This is a genomic window from Pseudonocardia parietis (assembly GCF_017876315.1).
Classification (GTDB): domain Bacteria; phylum Actinomycetota; class Actinomycetes; order Mycobacteriales; family Pseudonocardiaceae; genus Pseudonocardia; species Pseudonocardia parietis.
The window spans coordinates 327,541-342,505 of record NZ_JAGINU010000004.1 but is presented as its reverse complement, the minus strand read 5'-3'; the positions used below and the strand labels follow the sequence as shown (position 1 = coordinate 342,505).

At 70.1% G+C, this 14,965-nt stretch carries 20 protein-coding genes; 10 read left to right on the top strand and 10 right to left on the bottom strand.

What is annotated here, in order from left to right; genetic code table 11:
• Positions 1-128 precede the first annotated feature (128 nt).
• Together JOF36_RS41575 and JOF36_RS37795 are read right to left on the bottom strand one after the other, a co-directional pair.
• Positions 129-725, bottom strand: a complete 597-nt coding sequence (locus tag JOF36_RS41575; RefSeq protein ID WP_210037013.1) for a cupin domain-containing protein — start codon at positions 723-725, stop codon at positions 129-131.
• Between the two features lie 81 nt (positions 726-806).
• Entirely contained in the window at positions 807-1,238 is a 432-nt protein-coding gene (locus JOF36_RS37795; protein ID WP_210037012.1) for a hypothetical protein, read from the bottom strand.
• On the opposite strand from JOF36_RS37795, the gene JOF36_RS41570 reads away from it, so the two are divergent.
• Positions 1,188-1,766 (top strand): MarR family winged helix-turn-helix transcriptional regulator, encoded by a 579-nt coding sequence (locus JOF36_RS41570; protein ID WP_372447491.1) that lies wholly within the window; start codon positions 1,188-1,190, stop codon positions 1,764-1,766. The genes JOF36_RS37795 and JOF36_RS41570 overlap by 51 nt on opposite strands.
• 256 nt (positions 1,767-2,022) lie before the next feature.
• On the opposite strand, the gene JOF36_RS37785 is transcribed toward JOF36_RS41570, so the two are convergent.
• Together JOF36_RS37785 and JOF36_RS37780 are read right to left on the bottom strand one after the other, a co-directional pair.
• Positions 2,023-2,313, bottom strand: a complete 291-nt coding sequence (locus JOF36_RS37785) for a hypothetical protein (protein ID WP_210037010.1) — start codon at positions 2,311-2,313, stop codon at positions 2,023-2,025.
• Positions 2,310-2,735, bottom strand: coding sequence for a helix-turn-helix domain-containing protein (locus tag JOF36_RS37780; RefSeq protein ID WP_210037009.1), 426 nt, complete (start codon positions 2,733-2,735; stop codon positions 2,310-2,312). Before JOF36_RS37780 ends, JOF36_RS37785 begins: the two co-directional genes overlap by 4 nt.
• A 241-nt stretch (positions 2,736-2,976) precedes the next feature.
• Here JOF36_RS37780 and JOF36_RS37775 point away from each other — a divergent pair, with 241 nt between their 5' ends.
• Positions 2,977-3,378 (top strand): hypothetical protein, encoded by a 402-nt coding sequence (locus JOF36_RS37775; protein ID WP_210037008.1) that lies wholly within the window; start codon positions 2,977-2,979, stop codon positions 3,376-3,378.
• A gap of 44 nt (positions 3,379-3,422) precedes the next feature.
• On the top strand, positions 3,423-3,707 hold the full coding sequence (locus JOF36_RS37770) for a hypothetical protein (RefSeq protein ID WP_210037007.1): 285 nt from the start codon (positions 3,423-3,425) through the stop codon (positions 3,705-3,707).
• Positions 3,708-4,123: 416 nt separating this feature from the next.
• Here the strand turns inward: JOF36_RS37770 and JOF36_RS37765 are convergent, their stop codons facing one another.
• Both JOF36_RS37765 and JOF36_RS37760 read right to left on the bottom strand, forming a co-directional pair.
• Positions 4,124-4,393, bottom strand: a complete 270-nt coding sequence (locus JOF36_RS37765; protein WP_210037006.1) for a hypothetical protein — start codon at positions 4,391-4,393, stop codon at positions 4,124-4,126.
• A gap of 73 nt (positions 4,394-4,466) precedes the next feature.
• A complete protein-coding gene (locus tag JOF36_RS37760) occupies positions 4,467-4,910 on the bottom strand; it encodes an Hsp20/alpha crystallin family protein (protein ID WP_210037005.1) in 444 nt (147 codons plus the stop codon).
• Positions 4,911-5,430: 520 nt separating this feature from the next.
• On the opposite strand from JOF36_RS37760, the gene JOF36_RS37755 reads away from it, so the two are divergent.
• From JOF36_RS37755 to JOF36_RS41285, 4 genes are all read left to right on the top strand, one after another.
• Positions 5,431-5,640 (top strand): PhoU domain-containing protein, encoded by a 210-nt coding sequence (locus JOF36_RS37755; RefSeq protein ID WP_210037004.1) that lies wholly within the window; start codon positions 5,431-5,433, stop codon positions 5,638-5,640.
• Positions 5,641-5,776: 136 nt separating this feature from the next.
• Positions 5,777-5,971: a PhoU domain-containing protein gene (locus tag JOF36_RS37750; RefSeq protein WP_210037003.1), complete on the top strand. Its 195-nt coding sequence runs from the start codon at positions 5,777-5,779 to the stop codon at positions 5,969-5,971.
• Positions 5,972-6,006: 35 nt separating this feature from the next.
• Positions 6,007-7,194, top strand: coding sequence for an IS701 family transposase (locus JOF36_RS37745; protein WP_372447481.1), 1,188 nt, complete (start codon positions 6,007-6,009; stop codon positions 7,192-7,194).
• 708 nt (positions 7,195-7,902) lie between these two features.
• Positions 7,903-8,316, top strand: a complete 414-nt coding sequence (locus JOF36_RS41285; RefSeq protein WP_210037002.1) for an ATP-binding protein — start codon at positions 7,903-7,905, stop codon at positions 8,314-8,316.
• A 387-nt stretch (positions 8,317-8,703) separates the two neighbouring features.
• Here JOF36_RS41285 and JOF36_RS37735 read toward each other — a convergent pair whose 3' ends face one another.
• Both JOF36_RS37735 and JOF36_RS37730 read right to left on the bottom strand, forming a co-directional pair.
• On the bottom strand, positions 8,704-9,126 hold the full coding sequence (locus JOF36_RS37735; RefSeq protein ID WP_210037001.1) for an STAS domain-containing protein: 423 nt from the start codon (positions 9,124-9,126) through the stop codon (positions 8,704-8,706).
• Positions 9,127-9,497: 371 nt separating this feature from the next.
• Positions 9,498-10,220, bottom strand: coding sequence for a GAF and ANTAR domain-containing protein (locus tag JOF36_RS37730; protein ID WP_210037000.1), 723 nt, complete (start codon positions 10,218-10,220; stop codon positions 9,498-9,500).
• Positions 10,221-10,631: 411 nt separating this feature from the next.
• Between JOF36_RS37730 and JOF36_RS37725 the strand changes: the two genes are divergently transcribed.
• Together JOF36_RS37725 and JOF36_RS37720 are read left to right on the top strand one after the other, a co-directional pair.
• A complete protein-coding gene (locus JOF36_RS37725) occupies positions 10,632-11,342 on the top strand; it encodes an ANTAR domain-containing protein (RefSeq protein WP_307862827.1) in 711 nt (236 codons plus the stop codon).
• A gap of 82 nt (positions 11,343-11,424) precedes the next feature.
• The gene (locus JOF36_RS37720; protein ID WP_210036999.1) at positions 11,425-12,213 is read left to right on the top strand and encodes a GAF and ANTAR domain-containing protein; all 789 of its coding nucleotides are present in this window, start codon (positions 11,425-11,427) and stop codon (positions 12,211-12,213) included.
• Here JOF36_RS37720 and JOF36_RS37715 read toward each other — a convergent pair.
• Complete coding sequence (locus JOF36_RS37715; protein ID WP_210036998.1) at positions 12,183-12,440, bottom strand: hypothetical protein; 258 nt, start codon at positions 12,438-12,440, stop codon at positions 12,183-12,185. The two genes, JOF36_RS37720 and JOF36_RS37715, sit on opposite strands and share 31 nt — an antisense overlap.
• Before the next feature lie 924 nt (positions 12,441-13,364).
• Here JOF36_RS37715 and JOF36_RS37710 point away from each other — a divergent pair.
• Positions 13,365-13,691, top strand: coding sequence for a MerR family transcriptional regulator (locus tag JOF36_RS37710; protein ID WP_210036997.1), 327 nt, complete (start codon positions 13,365-13,367; stop codon positions 13,689-13,691).
• Positions 13,692-13,864: 173 nt separating this feature from the next.
• Here JOF36_RS37710 and JOF36_RS37705 read toward each other — a convergent pair whose 3' ends face one another.
• Positions 13,865-14,920 carry a hypothetical protein gene (locus tag JOF36_RS37705; protein WP_210036996.1) on the bottom strand — a complete coding sequence of 352 codons (1,056 nt, stop codon included), beginning with the start codon at positions 14,918-14,920 and terminating at the stop codon, positions 13,865-13,867.
• Positions 14,921-14,965: the final 45 nt, after the last annotated feature.

The following is a 14,965-nucleotide window of genomic DNA, read 5'->3' as shown; positions in this document are numbered from 1 at the left end:
GAGGCACCGGCGGACCGGGTTCACCGTGCGGGAGGCCGGGCTCCTGCGCACCGCAGCCGGCCAGCAGGAACGGACCCGAAGCGGCGAGGCCTGCCGCCCGGAGCACGGCGCGGCGGTCCCACATACCGTCATCGCTCATCGCGTCCTGCCCCCGTTCCGAGTGCAGGCGGCGCCGAGGCAAACGGGCGCCCCACGGCAGGACACGCCACCGGTACCCATTCGGGGGTCCGGCTACGGAACGATGGGGTCGCAGAGGGTTCATCGTCGCGCCCGCGCGATCGTGGCGAGTAGCCGCCAGAGGATCCGCTGGGCAGGGTCGGGCATCCGGAAAGAGTGAATGACCAGTGGTGGGCAGCGTTGATCTCGGCGAGTTGGAGCAGCGAGGGGCGGCCCACGGCCCCGGCTTGGGCTCGCAGCAGTGGCTGCAGAGGACCGACGGGACTTTCGACGGTCCGAATCCGGGCGGGCTCGTCGAACGGATTCGCGAAGCAGTGGGTGGTTCCGGGCGGCACGACCAGTGACTGGCCGGGGGCGAGCTCGTATCGACGACGTCCGATGCGCATCTGGAGTCGCCCGTCCTCGACGGTGAAGGTCTCGGTTTCGAATCGGTGACGGTGCGCTGGTGGTCCGACATGCCCTGGCGGTAGCACGGCTGAGAACGCGAGCGTCGTAGTCGACTCCTCGATGGTGATCACTTGTCCGTCGGCGAAATGCAGCACGGTCATGTCGTTGCCCTTTCGTGGAAGATCGCGGGCGCTCCGTGGACGCCGCCATAGCCGGCCGGGCCAGGAGCAGGCCCAGCAGGCTCAGCGCGAGCGGGTAACAGCAGGGTTGCGCCGAGGGGTGCGGAGCAGCACCCCTCGTTGGTCGTGCAGCCGGGCCGTCGTGGTGGCAATTGCCGCGACGAGCCACAGCGCCGGACCACTGAGGCCGCCGATCAGGTCGACATGGCCAGGAACCACCAGGATCGGGACAAAAGCCGCGTCGACCACGCCGAGCGTGAGCAGGTTGATCCAGTAGCCGGCCCGATCGTTGCGCCGGTTAAGAGTGACGCCGACCCCGATCGCTTGAGCGCCGAGCACGGCGGCACAGACGAAGAACATGGTGCTCTCGGCGCCGAGCTCGCCTGCGGTCGCACGGGAGCTGTCCGTGAGGGCGCTGACCACCATGCTCACGCCCACGCCCAGATGCAGGGCACCCCAGAGGACATACGCGCCCGCCCCGATCCGGGCGGCCACGCTCCCGCGCCGAGCACATACACGAGCCACAGCCGGTGTGTTCACCACTGCACGGTCATCTTCCACCTCGCGCGCTCGTCAGAATGTGTATCAGGAGCCTGTTACTGGAGAAGGGTGTTCGCCGAGGTCGGGCTCACCCCGACCCAGTTCGGGGTGCTGGCCCAGCTCGAGGACCACGAGCCGCGCACACAGGCCGACCTGGCACGCGGGGTACTGTTGCGCCCGCAGAGCATGGGTGAGCTGGTGGAGTCGCTACTCGCACGCGGACTGATAGCGCGCGACGGGCCGGGTGGGCGTGGACGACGCGTCGGGATCCGACTCACCGACGCCGGTCGGGCACTCCTCGCCGCTGCATGGCCCCAGGTACGGAAATTCAACGCCCCCGCGACGCTCGGGCTCAGCCAGCCACAGGCCGACACTCTTGATGACCTCCTGCACCGGGTACGGGACACGGTCGGAGCGCCAGACAGGACTGGGGACGAACGCGCGCGGGGCGACGGCGAAACCGAGCCGGATCGCTGCCGGTAAGGCCCACGGGAGGAGTGCCTGCGGTCGGTCATGCTGGGGGCCGCTACGTGCTGAGCCCTGGCGTCGCTGATCGAGAGGCGCTGGACGTTCTCGCGCCGGGATGAGCACGAAGGCTCGATATCGAGCGTCGGTGCCCGTCCGCCCGCGGAGCCGTTCGCGGCGCGGGTCTTGTGCTCGCCACTCTTCGTCGGGTCGTCGTGATGAACCGGCGTCGCCAATGGAGCGGGTCGAAAAGGGAAGGTGCTGCGCGGCGCGCTCAGTGGCGGCAGGGGTCTTCCGCGAGCAGGGCGTGACTGCTGGTGTCGGTGAGGCGGACCCGAGCGAGCCGCTCGATCAGCTCAGGCAGGCAGGCCGGTGGGGCGCCGGCGAGGCGCAGATCGGTCCAGCTGTCCTCGACGGCCTGGACGATGTCGTGGGTCGAGAGCCGACCATCCACGAGCTCGCGCGCATGCTCGCCGATCAGACGCCGGACGGCATCGTCCCGGACACGAGCATCGTCCGCGCCCGGTGCTCGCGGGGCGACGCTCGTGATCGGGGAGGCGCTCATTGGGTCGCGTCCTCGCTGGAGACCGCGGTCGCGGTCGGATCTGCCTCCGCCGTCTCACGCGCGGTCGGCTCGTCCTCGTTCGACGGCGGGCGGGTGAGGTTGTCGAGTTCGTTGCGTAGGCGCTCGACCTCGGCGTTCGCAGCGGTCAACCGGGACTCGCTCGCGCTCAGATCAGCACGGAGCTGATCGATCGTTGCGGCCGACTCCAACGAGTGTCCGTCGTCGAGCAACTCGCGGAGCCGCACTGCCTGCTCGAGCTGGCGACGCGAATAACGACGGTGCCCGCCGGTCGAGCGGTGCGGGTTGACCGCGCCGGCGTTGTCGAGGCTGCGCAGGAACGCCGGCTCGACGTCGAGAAGGTGAGCGGCCTGCCCCATCGCCATCGCCGGGTAGTCGGGGTCGTCGAGTCGCTCCACTCCCATCGGAGCCTCCTCTCGGTCGCGACGTACCACGTGTGTCGCACGCCGTTCACCTACAAATAATAACGCTGTGACGACAACTTTTGTGCTCGAAGCCGGTCTGAGCGAGGTGCAGCCCCACACCTCAAGATCCATCTCAGCCTTGACCGGTGCGCTGACTAGTGCGGCACCCACCTCTCTCTATGTTGACCAGCCTATGACCAATATCCTACACTGAAAACTACAAGTTTCGGGAGTCGTGGGCATGAGCCGGGTGAAGGGTGATCAGCCGCGCGCGGGGGTGTATCGGATCCGTGTCGACGGGGTGCTGGACGCGGAGGCCGGCGGACACCTGCTGCGGCTGCTCGATGCCCACCTGCACCTTCTGGCGTCCGGCTGGGCGGCCACGCGGCACGTCGTCGTGGACCTGGCGGGCGCCACGACCACGCCCCGCGGCATTCGCGCCCTGCAATACGCCCGCCACGCCGTGGAGCAGCGGCGGGGACTGGGGCTTCATCTGGTCTGCACCGACCACCTCGGCCCCCGCGTCACTCCAGGGGAGCGGGCCGTGCTGCGCCGGCTGCGGACCTATCCAGATCTGGACACGGCGCTGCGGGCTCTCGAACCGGCGGCGGATCCGAGCGGCGCCCGCGCTGAAACGGGGTGACGGAGGCCGACGGGAAAGGACTCGACGACGTAATGGAGAGGGGGATGGGCGTGCTGCTACGGGCAGTTCTCCGGACGGGTCGTGCGCTCGGGGCCGCAGTTGCGGTGCTCGGTGTGGTCCTGGGGGGAGTGGTTCTGGCCGACTGGGTCGGCCGCACCTATGACGTCGTTTGGGCGGTGGTCGCACTGATGGCGTTGCCGCTGGCCGGGGCCGGAATGGTCGTCCACGATCAGTGGGTGGCGAGCAGGCGCGCGGGACGAGTGAGCCCAGCCGAGTCGCCTGCGACCATGTCGTCGGTGTCGTCGGTCGGGTCGGTGGAGCGACGCTGAGCGGAGACCGACGCTGCAGTGATGGGGGCCTCGCCGCCGTATTGCTGCTCCCGCGGGCCGCACGGGGCGCGACACGAAGAGTACGCCCACGCTCGACACGGCCGGATCAAAGGAAAGCGCGCCGTCTACTGCATGAGGTGCCGCGCCAACACCCGGGGACCGACCGCTGTCACCGCCGGGACCCTGGCGCAGATCAGCTCACAGATCAGCTTCGGTGCACCGAACAATCGCGGCAGCCGCGATCGGATCGGTCATAGGTGGAGCTGGTGAGAGCGGACGTCGTTCTGCACGCCGTTGAGGCGGCTTCAAGCGCCTGCCAGGGCCGGGAAGTAGACGTGGCATCAGTGAGGCTGGGAGCGGCGATGGCCGCTCCCAGCCTCGATCGTGCGCCGGCTAGCTCACCCCCTTCGGCTTCTTCACCGCGTCGGGTCGCCGACGGGCGGAGGTGAGCGTTGGGTCGGTCGAAGTCGCTGCGGCGACGGTGCTTCTACTGCTGCCGAGGCAGCTGCCTCCCTGCCCGTGCCCGGTGCGACACGTCGTGCGTGACAACACCCGAGCGACGAGCTGCGGGGTGGCTGCGCAAGCTCTTCCTGCGGTTCGGCCATCCCGTTGTCGAGCATCAGCTCGACGAACACCTCGTCGAACACCGCATCGACCTCCCCGGCAAGGTCGACGTCGACGAGCACCGATATCACCCCCTGAGTCGTCCGGGCCCGGCGCGCCGGCGAACGATTCCGGCGGCGCGCCGCGCCCGGGCCGTCAGGCCTCGATCTGGGTGCGGTCGTGATCGGTCCCGGAGGCGATGGAGATCGTCCGCGGCTTGGCCGCCTCGGCGACCGGGACCCGGATACGCAACACCCCGGCGTCGTAGGAAGCCTGGACCCGGTCGGTGTCGAGGCCCTCACCGAGGAGTAGCTGACGCGAGAACACGCCATAGGGCCGTTCCGAGGCGACCCACTCCACCGGCTCCTCACCGGCGCGCGGGCGACGCTCGGCCTTCACCGTGAGCGTGTTGCGCTCCACCGACAGCTCGACCGCATCCGGGTCGATCCCGGGCAGGTCGAACTCGACCACGAACTCGTCGCCGTGCCGCCAGGCGTCCATCGGCATCGCCGCGGGCCGCGACCAGGTGCCGCCCGGCGAGTCGAATGCCTGCTGAGCCAGCCGATCCAGTGCACGGAACGGGTCAGTCCTCATCAGCATGGAAGCTCACTCCCTCCGTATCCGGCGGTCGACGGGGTCTCGTGCAGCGGCGAGCCCCCCATGACGCCATGTCCTACAACCCGACGTCCGGCCGCTCTCGGTAGCGCCCGAACGCATATCTGTAGTGTGCACTGGAGGTTTATGTTCGTCAAGAGTCTCGGTTCAATGAAGTGGCCAGGAGCGAGAGTTGGTCAACGCACGCCGATGGTTTACTCAGACCTGGTGGATCGCTGGGACGCGAGCGTCGTCGCACAGGGGGGCGAGCAGGACCGCGACCCGACCCGCGCTCGCCGGCGTGTTCGCCCGATCGCGCGGCCGCTGTAGCAACCCAACAGGAGGAGCGCAGTCGACGGCCATCACGCGGTGCACATCTGCCTCGATCGACGAGTTCGTGCGACGACCCTTGTGGGAGCCGCCTTGCCCGCGAGCCTCGAAGGCCGCACAACCGTCGCTCAGCGGGGACCACCGCGCCGGAGCGGCCGCAGCACGCCGGCCCGACGGCACCGGTCACACTGGCCAGGTGCGAGAGCTCTTCCACGGCGACCTCGAACAATTGGGTAGCGGGCTGGCCACCATGTGCGGGCTGGCCGCCGACGCCCTCGACAACGCTGCCCGCGCCCTGCTCCACACCGACCTGGCCCTGGCCGAACAGGTCATCGACAACGACGACACGATCGACACCCACCGCGCACGCTGGGCCGGACACGCCGAACAGCTCCTGGCGCTGTAGGCCCCGGTCGCCCGAGACCTGCGCCAGGTCGTCACCGGCCTCCAGATCGCCGACAAGACCGAACGGATGGGGACTGGCCCGTCACATCGCCGAGACCGTCCGCCTGCGCCATCCCGAATCCGCGATCCCCGACCCGGTGGCCGATCAGTTCACCGAGATGTGTCGCCTGGCCGTCGGATTGGCCCGCAGCGTCCAGGACGCCATTACCAACCCGGACCAAGCGCAGGCCGAGCAACGCGAACGCGACGACGACCGCGTCGACCAGCTCCACCGCGCCCTGCTCGAGGCCCTCCACGACCTAATACTGCAACGGCGGTTCGGCGTGTCGTGAGAGGCTGGTCCGGGTTCGGCGGTGATGATCGTCGTGTGGTGGATCTTGCTGGGTGGGTGGCGGCGTTGGACGAGGTGATCGCGTCGATCGGGCCGCGGTTCTTCCGTCGGGAGCCTCGCGGCCGGGCCGGCACCTACGTGCGTGGACTGCTCGCGGGGTTGGAACGCAAGAACGGCTGGACGCTGGCCGAACATGCGGGTGCAATGTCGCCGGACTCGACACAGCGGCTGTTGCGGACCGCGGACTGGGACGTCGACGGGGTCCGTGACGACGTCCGCGACTATGCCCTGGATGCGCTCGGCGACCCGGCGTCGGGGGTGTTCGTGGTCGATGAGACCGGGTTCGTCAAGAAGGGCGTGCGCTCGGCCGGGGTGCAGCGACAGTACACCGGCACCACCGGGAAGATCGACAACTGTCAGCTCGGGGTGTTCCTGGCCTACGCCAGTTCGCGGGGGCGGGCGCTGATCGACCGGGAGCTCTACCTGCCGACGTCGTGGACCGAGGACCGCGATCGCTGTGCGAAGGCCGACGTGCCCGACGAGGTGGGGTTCGCGACGAAACCGCAGCTCGGGTTGGCGATGCTCGACCGCGCCCACGCCACCGGGCTGCTCGCCCCCGGATCGTGGGTGACCGCCGACGAGGCCTATGGGCAGAACCCGACCTTCCGAACGTGGCTCGCCGACCGCGAGATGCCGTTCGTGCTGGCCACCCGCAACGACGACGTGTTGCGCAGTCCCGACGGGCACCGCCGCCAGGCCAAGATCCTGGCCAGCATCGCCGGGGCCCGTGACCCCGATACCGGCCGCAGTGGCTGGGAGCGGCGCTCGGTCGGCGCGGGCGCGCACGGCGACCGGGACTACGACTGGACCGTGGTCACTCTCGACCCCGCCGGGCTACCCGCCGGGTGGGGACACTGGCTGCTGGTCCGTCGCCAGACCGAACCTGGCGAGGGCAAGACCCTGCGGGAGTTGGCGTTCTACCGCTGCGCTGCACCGTCCGGGACGCCGCTGCGGGAGTTGGTTCGGGTCGCCGGCGCCCGGTGGGCGATCGAGGAATGCTTCCAGACCGCGAAGAACGAAGCCGGCCTCGACCAGTACCAAGTGCGCTCCTACCGAGCGTGGTATGCCCACATCACCCTGGCCATGCTCGCCGCTGCCTACCTCGCCGCCACCCGCACCCGGGAGGCCGAAAAGGGGGGCCTCCACCCGACAACGATCAGTTGATCCCCTTGAGCGGCAACGAGATCCGCCGCCTACTCGCCCGGCTGGTTCTCACTCCAGCGGCCTGCGTGGCGACCACGATCGCCTGGTCGGTTTGGCGCCGACGCCGACAACATCAGGCCCGGACCTGCCACTACCGCCGCCGCGGCCAACGCCCACCTACCTGACGAACCGCCGTTGCAGTACTAACCGGACCCCAGGGTAGGCGGGGATGCGTTTGCGTGCGCTTCCTCGGGATACAACGAGATCGGATGTCCGTAACTGGGGAGTCCGCACCGAATGCTGCGCCGCGGGCGGGCTCGGACCAGATCGGACCAGCCGGGGTCCGCGCGTGTCGCGGCCATGGCCCCTGACCTCGTGGTCGAGCAGCAACGCCACCGAGTGTGGGGCACCGGCGCGCCAATGCCGAACAGAAGCTGTTCCGCGGGCTGGTCAATCCGGGCGCATCCGGATCAATCGGGAGCAGCAGCTCGGGACGCGATCAAGAATCCGATCGTTGCTTCAGATACGAATGGACGGCTGTGGTCCGCGATCGAGCGCGTGGACACAGCCGAGGACCGCCGGAGGTTAGGCCAGCTGGGGGCAGCGGCGAGCCCGGTTGACCGAGTCCCACCGTGGGTAGCCCGCCGCTGGTGTGATGACAATGCTGGCAGGCGCCCCTGGGCGCCGAGGAGGGAGCGCCCGGTGTGCTGTAGCGACACGGCGTGCACGGTGACGGTGTCAGTGGATCCCGGCTCGATCCCGGTGGCCCGGGGCCACTTTCGCGACTGGTTGAAATTTCTGGCCTGGCCGGATACCAGTGGCGACGACCTGCTGCTAGCGGTCGGCGAGGCGGTCACGAACGCCATCGAGCATGCCGGGGCCGCTCCCCGCGGCGCCAATGACGACGAGCAGACCGTGCAGATCACCGCCGAGGTGACGGTGACGACCGAGGGACGGCGAATCCGTATCCAGGTGCGCGACCGGGGCCGGTGGCGCGAACCGGACGCCGACCCGCAGTGGGCGCGGTATCGCGGGATGGGGATCCCGTTGATGCGTGAGCTGGTCGAGCAGATGGCGATCGTGCCCGCTGATCCCGGCACCGAGGTGACGCTGGTGTCTCGGATGGTGCCGGCAGTGGACTGACCGAGCGCCGTAGAGGTTCCAGTTGCGGACGCGATCAGTCTCGGCTGTGGTCCGGGGTGACGGCGAGCAGACACCCACCTGCAAGGCGCCCACAACTGGTCACGCGCCGCGTCATCGTGCCATCCCCCGAAACGCGGAGATCACCTCGACATCGGCTCCCGCGGATCTGGCGCCGTCCGAGACTTCCTCCACGGCGCGATCGTGGCCGGCTGCCTGGGCGCCGTGCTCCAGGTGCGGGGGATAAATTCTGGCACTGCGACCGCTGCGGGGCTGCTCGAGACCGACGCGCCCGCTCTGCTGTTGGCCGATCCGCAGGACTGGCGGCGGTCCATCTGATCGCCTTGCGCCCGGTGTAGCTGGTGGCGGCTACTGTGCTGGGTTACCCGCTTACGGCGCGGTGAGAGGTGCTGTGGGTTCCCGCGGGGCGGCGGCGCTGGGCCGGTACTGGTCGGCTCGTGTCGGGCGCGCAAGGCAGGGGACGGTGGTCGGTTCGTCGCGGTGCGCGCCGAGCCCGAGCTGAGTCGGGGTCGTGTCGAGCGTGCAGCAGGGATCATGCACCCAGCCCAGCAGGGCGAGCGCGCGCCCGACCACGCTATGGGTGCCCGCTGTGGTGCTCATGGTGGTGCCGGTGGTCGCGGCGTGATCGCGGGTCACGGCCAGTGCGCGAACCCCGCATGCTGCGAGAAACGACACTGCGCGTAGATCGATCACGGTGTGGCCGCCGCCGGGGATGGCGACCAGGTCGCGTAGCGCGGTGGTCAGCGTCGGCGCCGTGGCCAGATCGATTTCGCCGCCGACGGTGACCAGCACGCTGCGTGGATTGGGCCGGGTGGCCCGGACGGTGAGCTGGGCCGATACCTGGGTCATGGGATCCACACCCCCTGGCTCGCAGTTCCCGCCCGCGCTGTGGTGGCGGCGGGAACGGAAAGGATACGGCGGCCGGTGGCTCGACCCGCCACATGCGATCCACCCAGCGTTTCGCCTACGGCGCCGGGTGCCGATCGCGGTGCGACTCGGGCATTGGATACCCGTGAGTCCACGGCCGCAACCATGACCGTCAGGCAGGCAACACCCCCTGGGATCTCCACGGTGGCCCCGAGGCCGGCGCCCCGCGATCCGGGCCCCGGGGCCCGGGGCTCGGGACGAACGGCGCCCTGCTGGCGGGGCGCGGGGAGCGTGGGTCAGAGGCGGTGTTCGCGACCGGTGTCGGCGGTGAGCGAGGCGGCGATGTCGGCGAGTTTGAGGTTGGTGTGCTGCGAGGAACGCACCAGCATCTGGAAGGCGTGGCTGTCGTCGACGCCGAAGCGTTCCATCAGGATGCCTTTCGCCCGGCCGATCATGTCGCGGGTGGCCAGGGCCTGGGCCATCTGCGCGGCGTGATCGACGCCGTAGAGCAGCACCGCGGCCTGGGCCCCGAACAGCCCGGCCAGGGTCCGCGCGGACTCGTCGAACACCCCGGCGGTGCGGGAGTAGAGGTTGAGCGCGGCCCGGATCCTGCCGTTGGCCGACAGCGAAGTCGACATCATCGAGCGGTAGCCCTGCTCCACGGCCTTCGGGGCGAAGCGCGGCCACCGGCTCGTGTCGGGCTCCTCGGCCAGGTCCGCGGCGAGGACGACCCCGTCGGCGGGTGGGTGTTCGGCGGCGGAGATGCAGGGACCCTCGTGCAGCTCGGCTTGAATCTGGTCGAGTTTGCGGACGTCGTCGGTGGTGGGGCTGCGCGAGGTGATGTGGCCGTGCTCGGTCATCGAGATCCCGCCCGCGTCGACACCGGGCACGGTGTCCACGGCCGCGGCCACGATCTGCTCCAGGGACTGCTCCAGGTCGCTGATGCTGCGATGGGCGATCAGGTCGCGGGCGGTCCTGCGCAGGACGGTGGCCAGCTGGTCGTTCTGTTCAGGGTGCATGCGCGGACTCCCACCACGAGCAAAACCATATCCGGGGCCAGCGCGGGTCGGGCCGCATGCTGGCACGGCAGAGCCGAAGCGGCATGCGCTCCCCATCTGAGGCGCGATGAGGGCGCCGCATGGCCTCCGGGTACCGGGTGCGCACAGTCATCACGACCTGCGCCCCGTTCCGGTCGGATCCGCGGCCGCCTGCTCGACCGCGCCGCACAACGCTACCGCCGCCTCGCCACCACGGCTGTGATCGGCGGGCGAGTGCGCCACGGACGGCACGAGCGTGCCCTTCATCCGCCCCGCGGGCGGTCGGGGCGGATGGTACGAAGACAGGGCTCGTAGGCTGACGCCAGCCAGAGGCCGGGCGTCGCGGCGGTGGAGTGCCCCAGGCCTCGGCTGGTGATCGATCGAGGGGTCGTTGTGGACAGGCAACGTCGGCAGCAGCTGTGGCGCGAGGTGCTCGCCGCCGGGGGCGCCACGGGCTCCGACGGCTGCGCCCACGCGGTGTGTGTGGCCTGCGTGGCGGAGTTGGCGTCGGTGGATGCGGCGGCGTTGAGTCTGCGGACCGCGTCGCGCTCGGAGGAACTGCACGGCGCCAGCGACGAGTGGGCCGCACGCCTGGAGCAGCTGCAGTACACCCTCGGCGAGGGCCCCGGAATGGAGGCGCTCACGGCCGAGGAGCCGGTCCTGATCGACACCCTGTCCGAGCAGGCGGCCCGGTGGCCGGGCTTCGTCGGGGAGGCCGGCCAGGCCGGGCTGGGCGCGGTGTTCGCGTTCGCGCTGCGTGCCGGGGCGATCCGGGTGGGCACGCTGACGTTGTATCGGCGCCGCCCGGGCGGATTGGGGGTGAGCGAGGCCCTGGACGCGGCGGTGCTGGCCGAGTTGGCGGCCGCGGTGGTCATCGACCAGTTCGCCCGGGCCCAGCGCGCCGGGCGGGACGCGCCGCGCCCGCTGGTGTCGTATCAGGATGTGCACATCGCGACCGGCATGCTCGCCGCCCGGTTGGGCCTGAGCCTCGACGACGCGTTCACCCGGCTACGGGCGCATGCCTACGGTCAGGACCGGTCGATACTGGAGTTGGCCCACGATCTCGTGCATCGCCGGATCGATCTCGACCAGCTGGCAGAGTGACCAGCGCCCACAGTGCTGAGCCCACAGCGCTAGCCAGACGATGCGGCCGCTGGTGACGCCCGGACCCGAAGAGGTGACCCCCATGCTCGACGAGGCGATCGAGCCGCACGATCAGCCGGCCACGCTGCTGGCCGAGATCACCGCCAGCCTGCTCGAAGATCCCGACCCCGCTACCACCCTCGCCCTGGTGATCGAGGCGGGCACGCGCCTGTTCGCGGGTGCCGCGGTCGGGATCGTCCTGGTCGACCCCCGCGGGGGGTTGCAGGTCGGCGCGGCCTCGGATGAGCGCTCGCAGTTCCTGGAGCTGCTGCAATCCCAGATCGATCAGGGGCCGTGTGTGGACTGCATCGCCCAGGCCCAGCCCGTGGTCGCCGCGGACCTGCACGGTGCGCGCGAGCGCTGGCCCGAGTTCACCCCGGCGGCGCTGCAGGCGGGATATCGCGCCGTGCACGCGGTGCCGATGCAGCTCGATCACACCGCGGTCGGCGGGGTGAACCTGCTCTACCCCACGCCCCGCGCACTGACCCCCGCGTCCGCGCAGCTCGCGCGGATACTGGCCGATCTGGCGGTGCTGGCCCTGCTGGCCGAACCCGACCCGCAACAGCGCTCAGCGCGCCTGGCCAGCCACACCATCACCGTGCTGCACGAGCGGGTCACCACCGGCCAGGCGGTCGGGATCGTGGCCGGCGGGACCGGCGTGGACGTCGACACCGCCTGGCAGCTGCTGTGGGCCCACGCCCGCCACCAGCAGGTCCCGGTGCGCGACGTCGTCCGGGCACTGATCGCCGGCACCCTGAACCCCGCCGACCTGGCCGCCACACACCACCAGGATCAGCCGGGTCAGTCCCAGTCAGGGTCGGCGCCGAGCTGAGCGACGGCATCAACCAGCGCCACCACGCGCGCCGCCTCGACCTCCTGGGCCCGGGCGTCGCCGCAAGCACGCAACGCTCGACACGCCTGCACGGTGCCGCACTGCCCCCAGCAGCGCAGCACCCCCACCGCCTCGCCACGCGCTGCCCGGGCGGTCACCACGGCCAGCACCAGCGCCGCGCCCTCCGGTGTGCCCTCCGGAGGATGGTGGCTGTCCATCACCGTCACCGTCCCTTCTCCTACGGCAACCGTGGTCCCCTCATCGTCTCACCCGGTCCGACACAGTGGCGCCCGTCCAGCGCACAGCCACCTGGCACACCAGGCAACGGCGAACGTAGAACCCGCGCCGACACCGACGGTCCGCCAGCCGCCTACAGCCGCCATGGGCGACAACGATGCACACCGGCTGGCTCAGAACACGAGCACGGCGCCGCCCCAGAGTGAGAATCCGTCGCCGTGCCGTGCTTCGGACGAGCGGTCGGCGACGTCGGCGGCGCTCAGGGGACTGGGCTACGCCATGTAGCCCGACCGGCCGAGGGACTCGTCGGCACCGCGCCGCGGTCGTGAGTCGACGACACCACGGTGCCCCCATCGCCCAGCCGGTACTGGTGGAGCGCCGACGGCGCTCCGCGACACCGAAGCACCCGCGGGTCAGCGCCGTTCAGGGCTCGTCGAGCGCCGGTGGCTCACCCGTGGCGCCGAACTGCCACCTCGGCCGCCGACAAGCCTGATGCCGACGGCACGGCTGGTCCGCGCCGCACACAAAACCTTACGCAGCTGGGGTAGACATCCGTCGACAGGCGTGTGTAGTGTCCGTCCTGTCAGGGAAGAGAAAGTCTGAGAAGCGCGGGAGATGACGTAACTACCCGCGAGCGACACAGCAACACCGCAACACTGCAAGATCAGCAACACTGAGGAGAAGGGACCTCGCGCACTGTCCGACCCACCGCTGCCCGTCTGGGCCGGGATGGGTTCCGCCTCGTCTGGAACGGAAGGTGATCTTCGGTTACTACGCACATGCGATTCCGCAGGAGCTGGTATCCGAGTCCTGCGGGGTCGAGGAAGCCGGCGATGAGCCGGTCGATGGTGTGAGAGACAAACCCAGGGGCCCCGGTGCGACTGCGCCGGGGCCCCTCGACCTGTGAAGGTGCAATGGCCGAAGAGCTACAAACCGCGACAGACAAGCTCGAGGACGAGCATTACCCCGCCTACACCATGGGCCGCGCAGCGGAGATGCTGGGCACCACACCCGGGTTCCTGCGCAGTCTTGACGAGGTGAAACTGCTCGTCCCGCAACGCTCGCGGGGTGGGCACCGCCGCTATTCTCGCTATCAGCTGCGGTTGGCCACCCGGGTTCGGGCGCTGGTCGACGAGGGCACCGGGCTCGAGGCAGCGTGCCGCATCGTCATCCTGGAAGATCAGCTCGAGGAGGCCCGGCGCATCAACGCCGAGCACAGCTCGCACCAGCCGGAACGCTGAACCCAGCAGCACCCGCCGCCGGTCGGCTGCGCGACCGTCGTAGCGGGTCCGCGCATACTTTGCCGACCGCGTACGCCTCCGGCAGCGGCTACGCACCGGGACTCGGGACGTCTGCGTCCGCGCGCGTCGATGACCATCGAGTGCGCCGTAGGCGCTCGTCTGAGCCGGCCGGCTCAGGTGTCCATGCGTTGCCGCTCGCGGTAGCCGTAGGTGGCGTGGCGGATGGTGGTGTCGTCTTCGAGGCCGGACCCGACCGCGCCGGCGACCATCCCCATCACGGTCGCCATCAGTGCGGTGTCGAGGTAGTCGCCGAACCCGCTCGGATGTCCGAGGTTCGTGGCGAGGTAGTCCGGGGTGATGACCAGCAGGCACGCGACCAGGACGCCGGTGAACAGGACGGTGAAGAACACCAGGGCGCCGAGCGTGACGGTGAGCACCGTGCTGACGTTGCGCAGCGAGGTGGGGACGTCGTCGCGACGGGTCGATGTGGTGTCCGCCTGCCACAGGCCGTGGCTGGTGATGAGCCAGAGGACGTAGATGGCGATCGCGCCGGCGCACACGAGGGCGATCCGCCATTCGGACAGGGAGTCGGCGAGCATCCAGATGCTGTAGTAGAGCACTCCGAACGCGGAGCCGGCCAGGGAGCCGCCCAGCGCGGCCGAGAGGCCCCATGCCAGGCGCCAGGGCCGGTTGGCGCGGGTCATGCCGAGCAGCAGCCGGGCCATTCCGAGCCGGTAGCCGAGCACGATCTTGCTGCCGATGTCGGTCTCGCTCGGGTTGACCACGTGCAGGGTGCGGGCGCGGCGCAGGCGCGGGTCGTCACGCAGTTCCGAGCGGGTGCCGTCCACGGTTAGGACGCCGGCGGCCAGGTGTTCGACCAGGAGCGCGACGAGCCGGCGTGTCCGGCGCACCACGTCGACGCCGCCGATGGCGGGCAGCGACACCACCGCGTTGCTGTCCTCGGCCCCGATCTCGGCCAGCACCACGCTGTGGTCGTCACGCAGTGGCGCATCGGTCAGGCAGATGGCCAGGTCCCAGTCGGTGGTCCGGACCCGTTCGCGGGCCCGGTCGAGTAGCCGTTCGTAGCCGGAGTGCATCTCGAACGCGTCGCGGGCGATCTCGATCCGCCACCGCACCGGCACATGCGCCAGCTGTTCGGGCAGCTTGGCCTCCAAGGTGCCCTCCAGCCGGTCGGCGACCGCGGTCGGGAGGTCGGGATCGGCCAGCACACCGACAACGATCTCGTGGCTCTCGCAGGTATCGGCACGATCCGA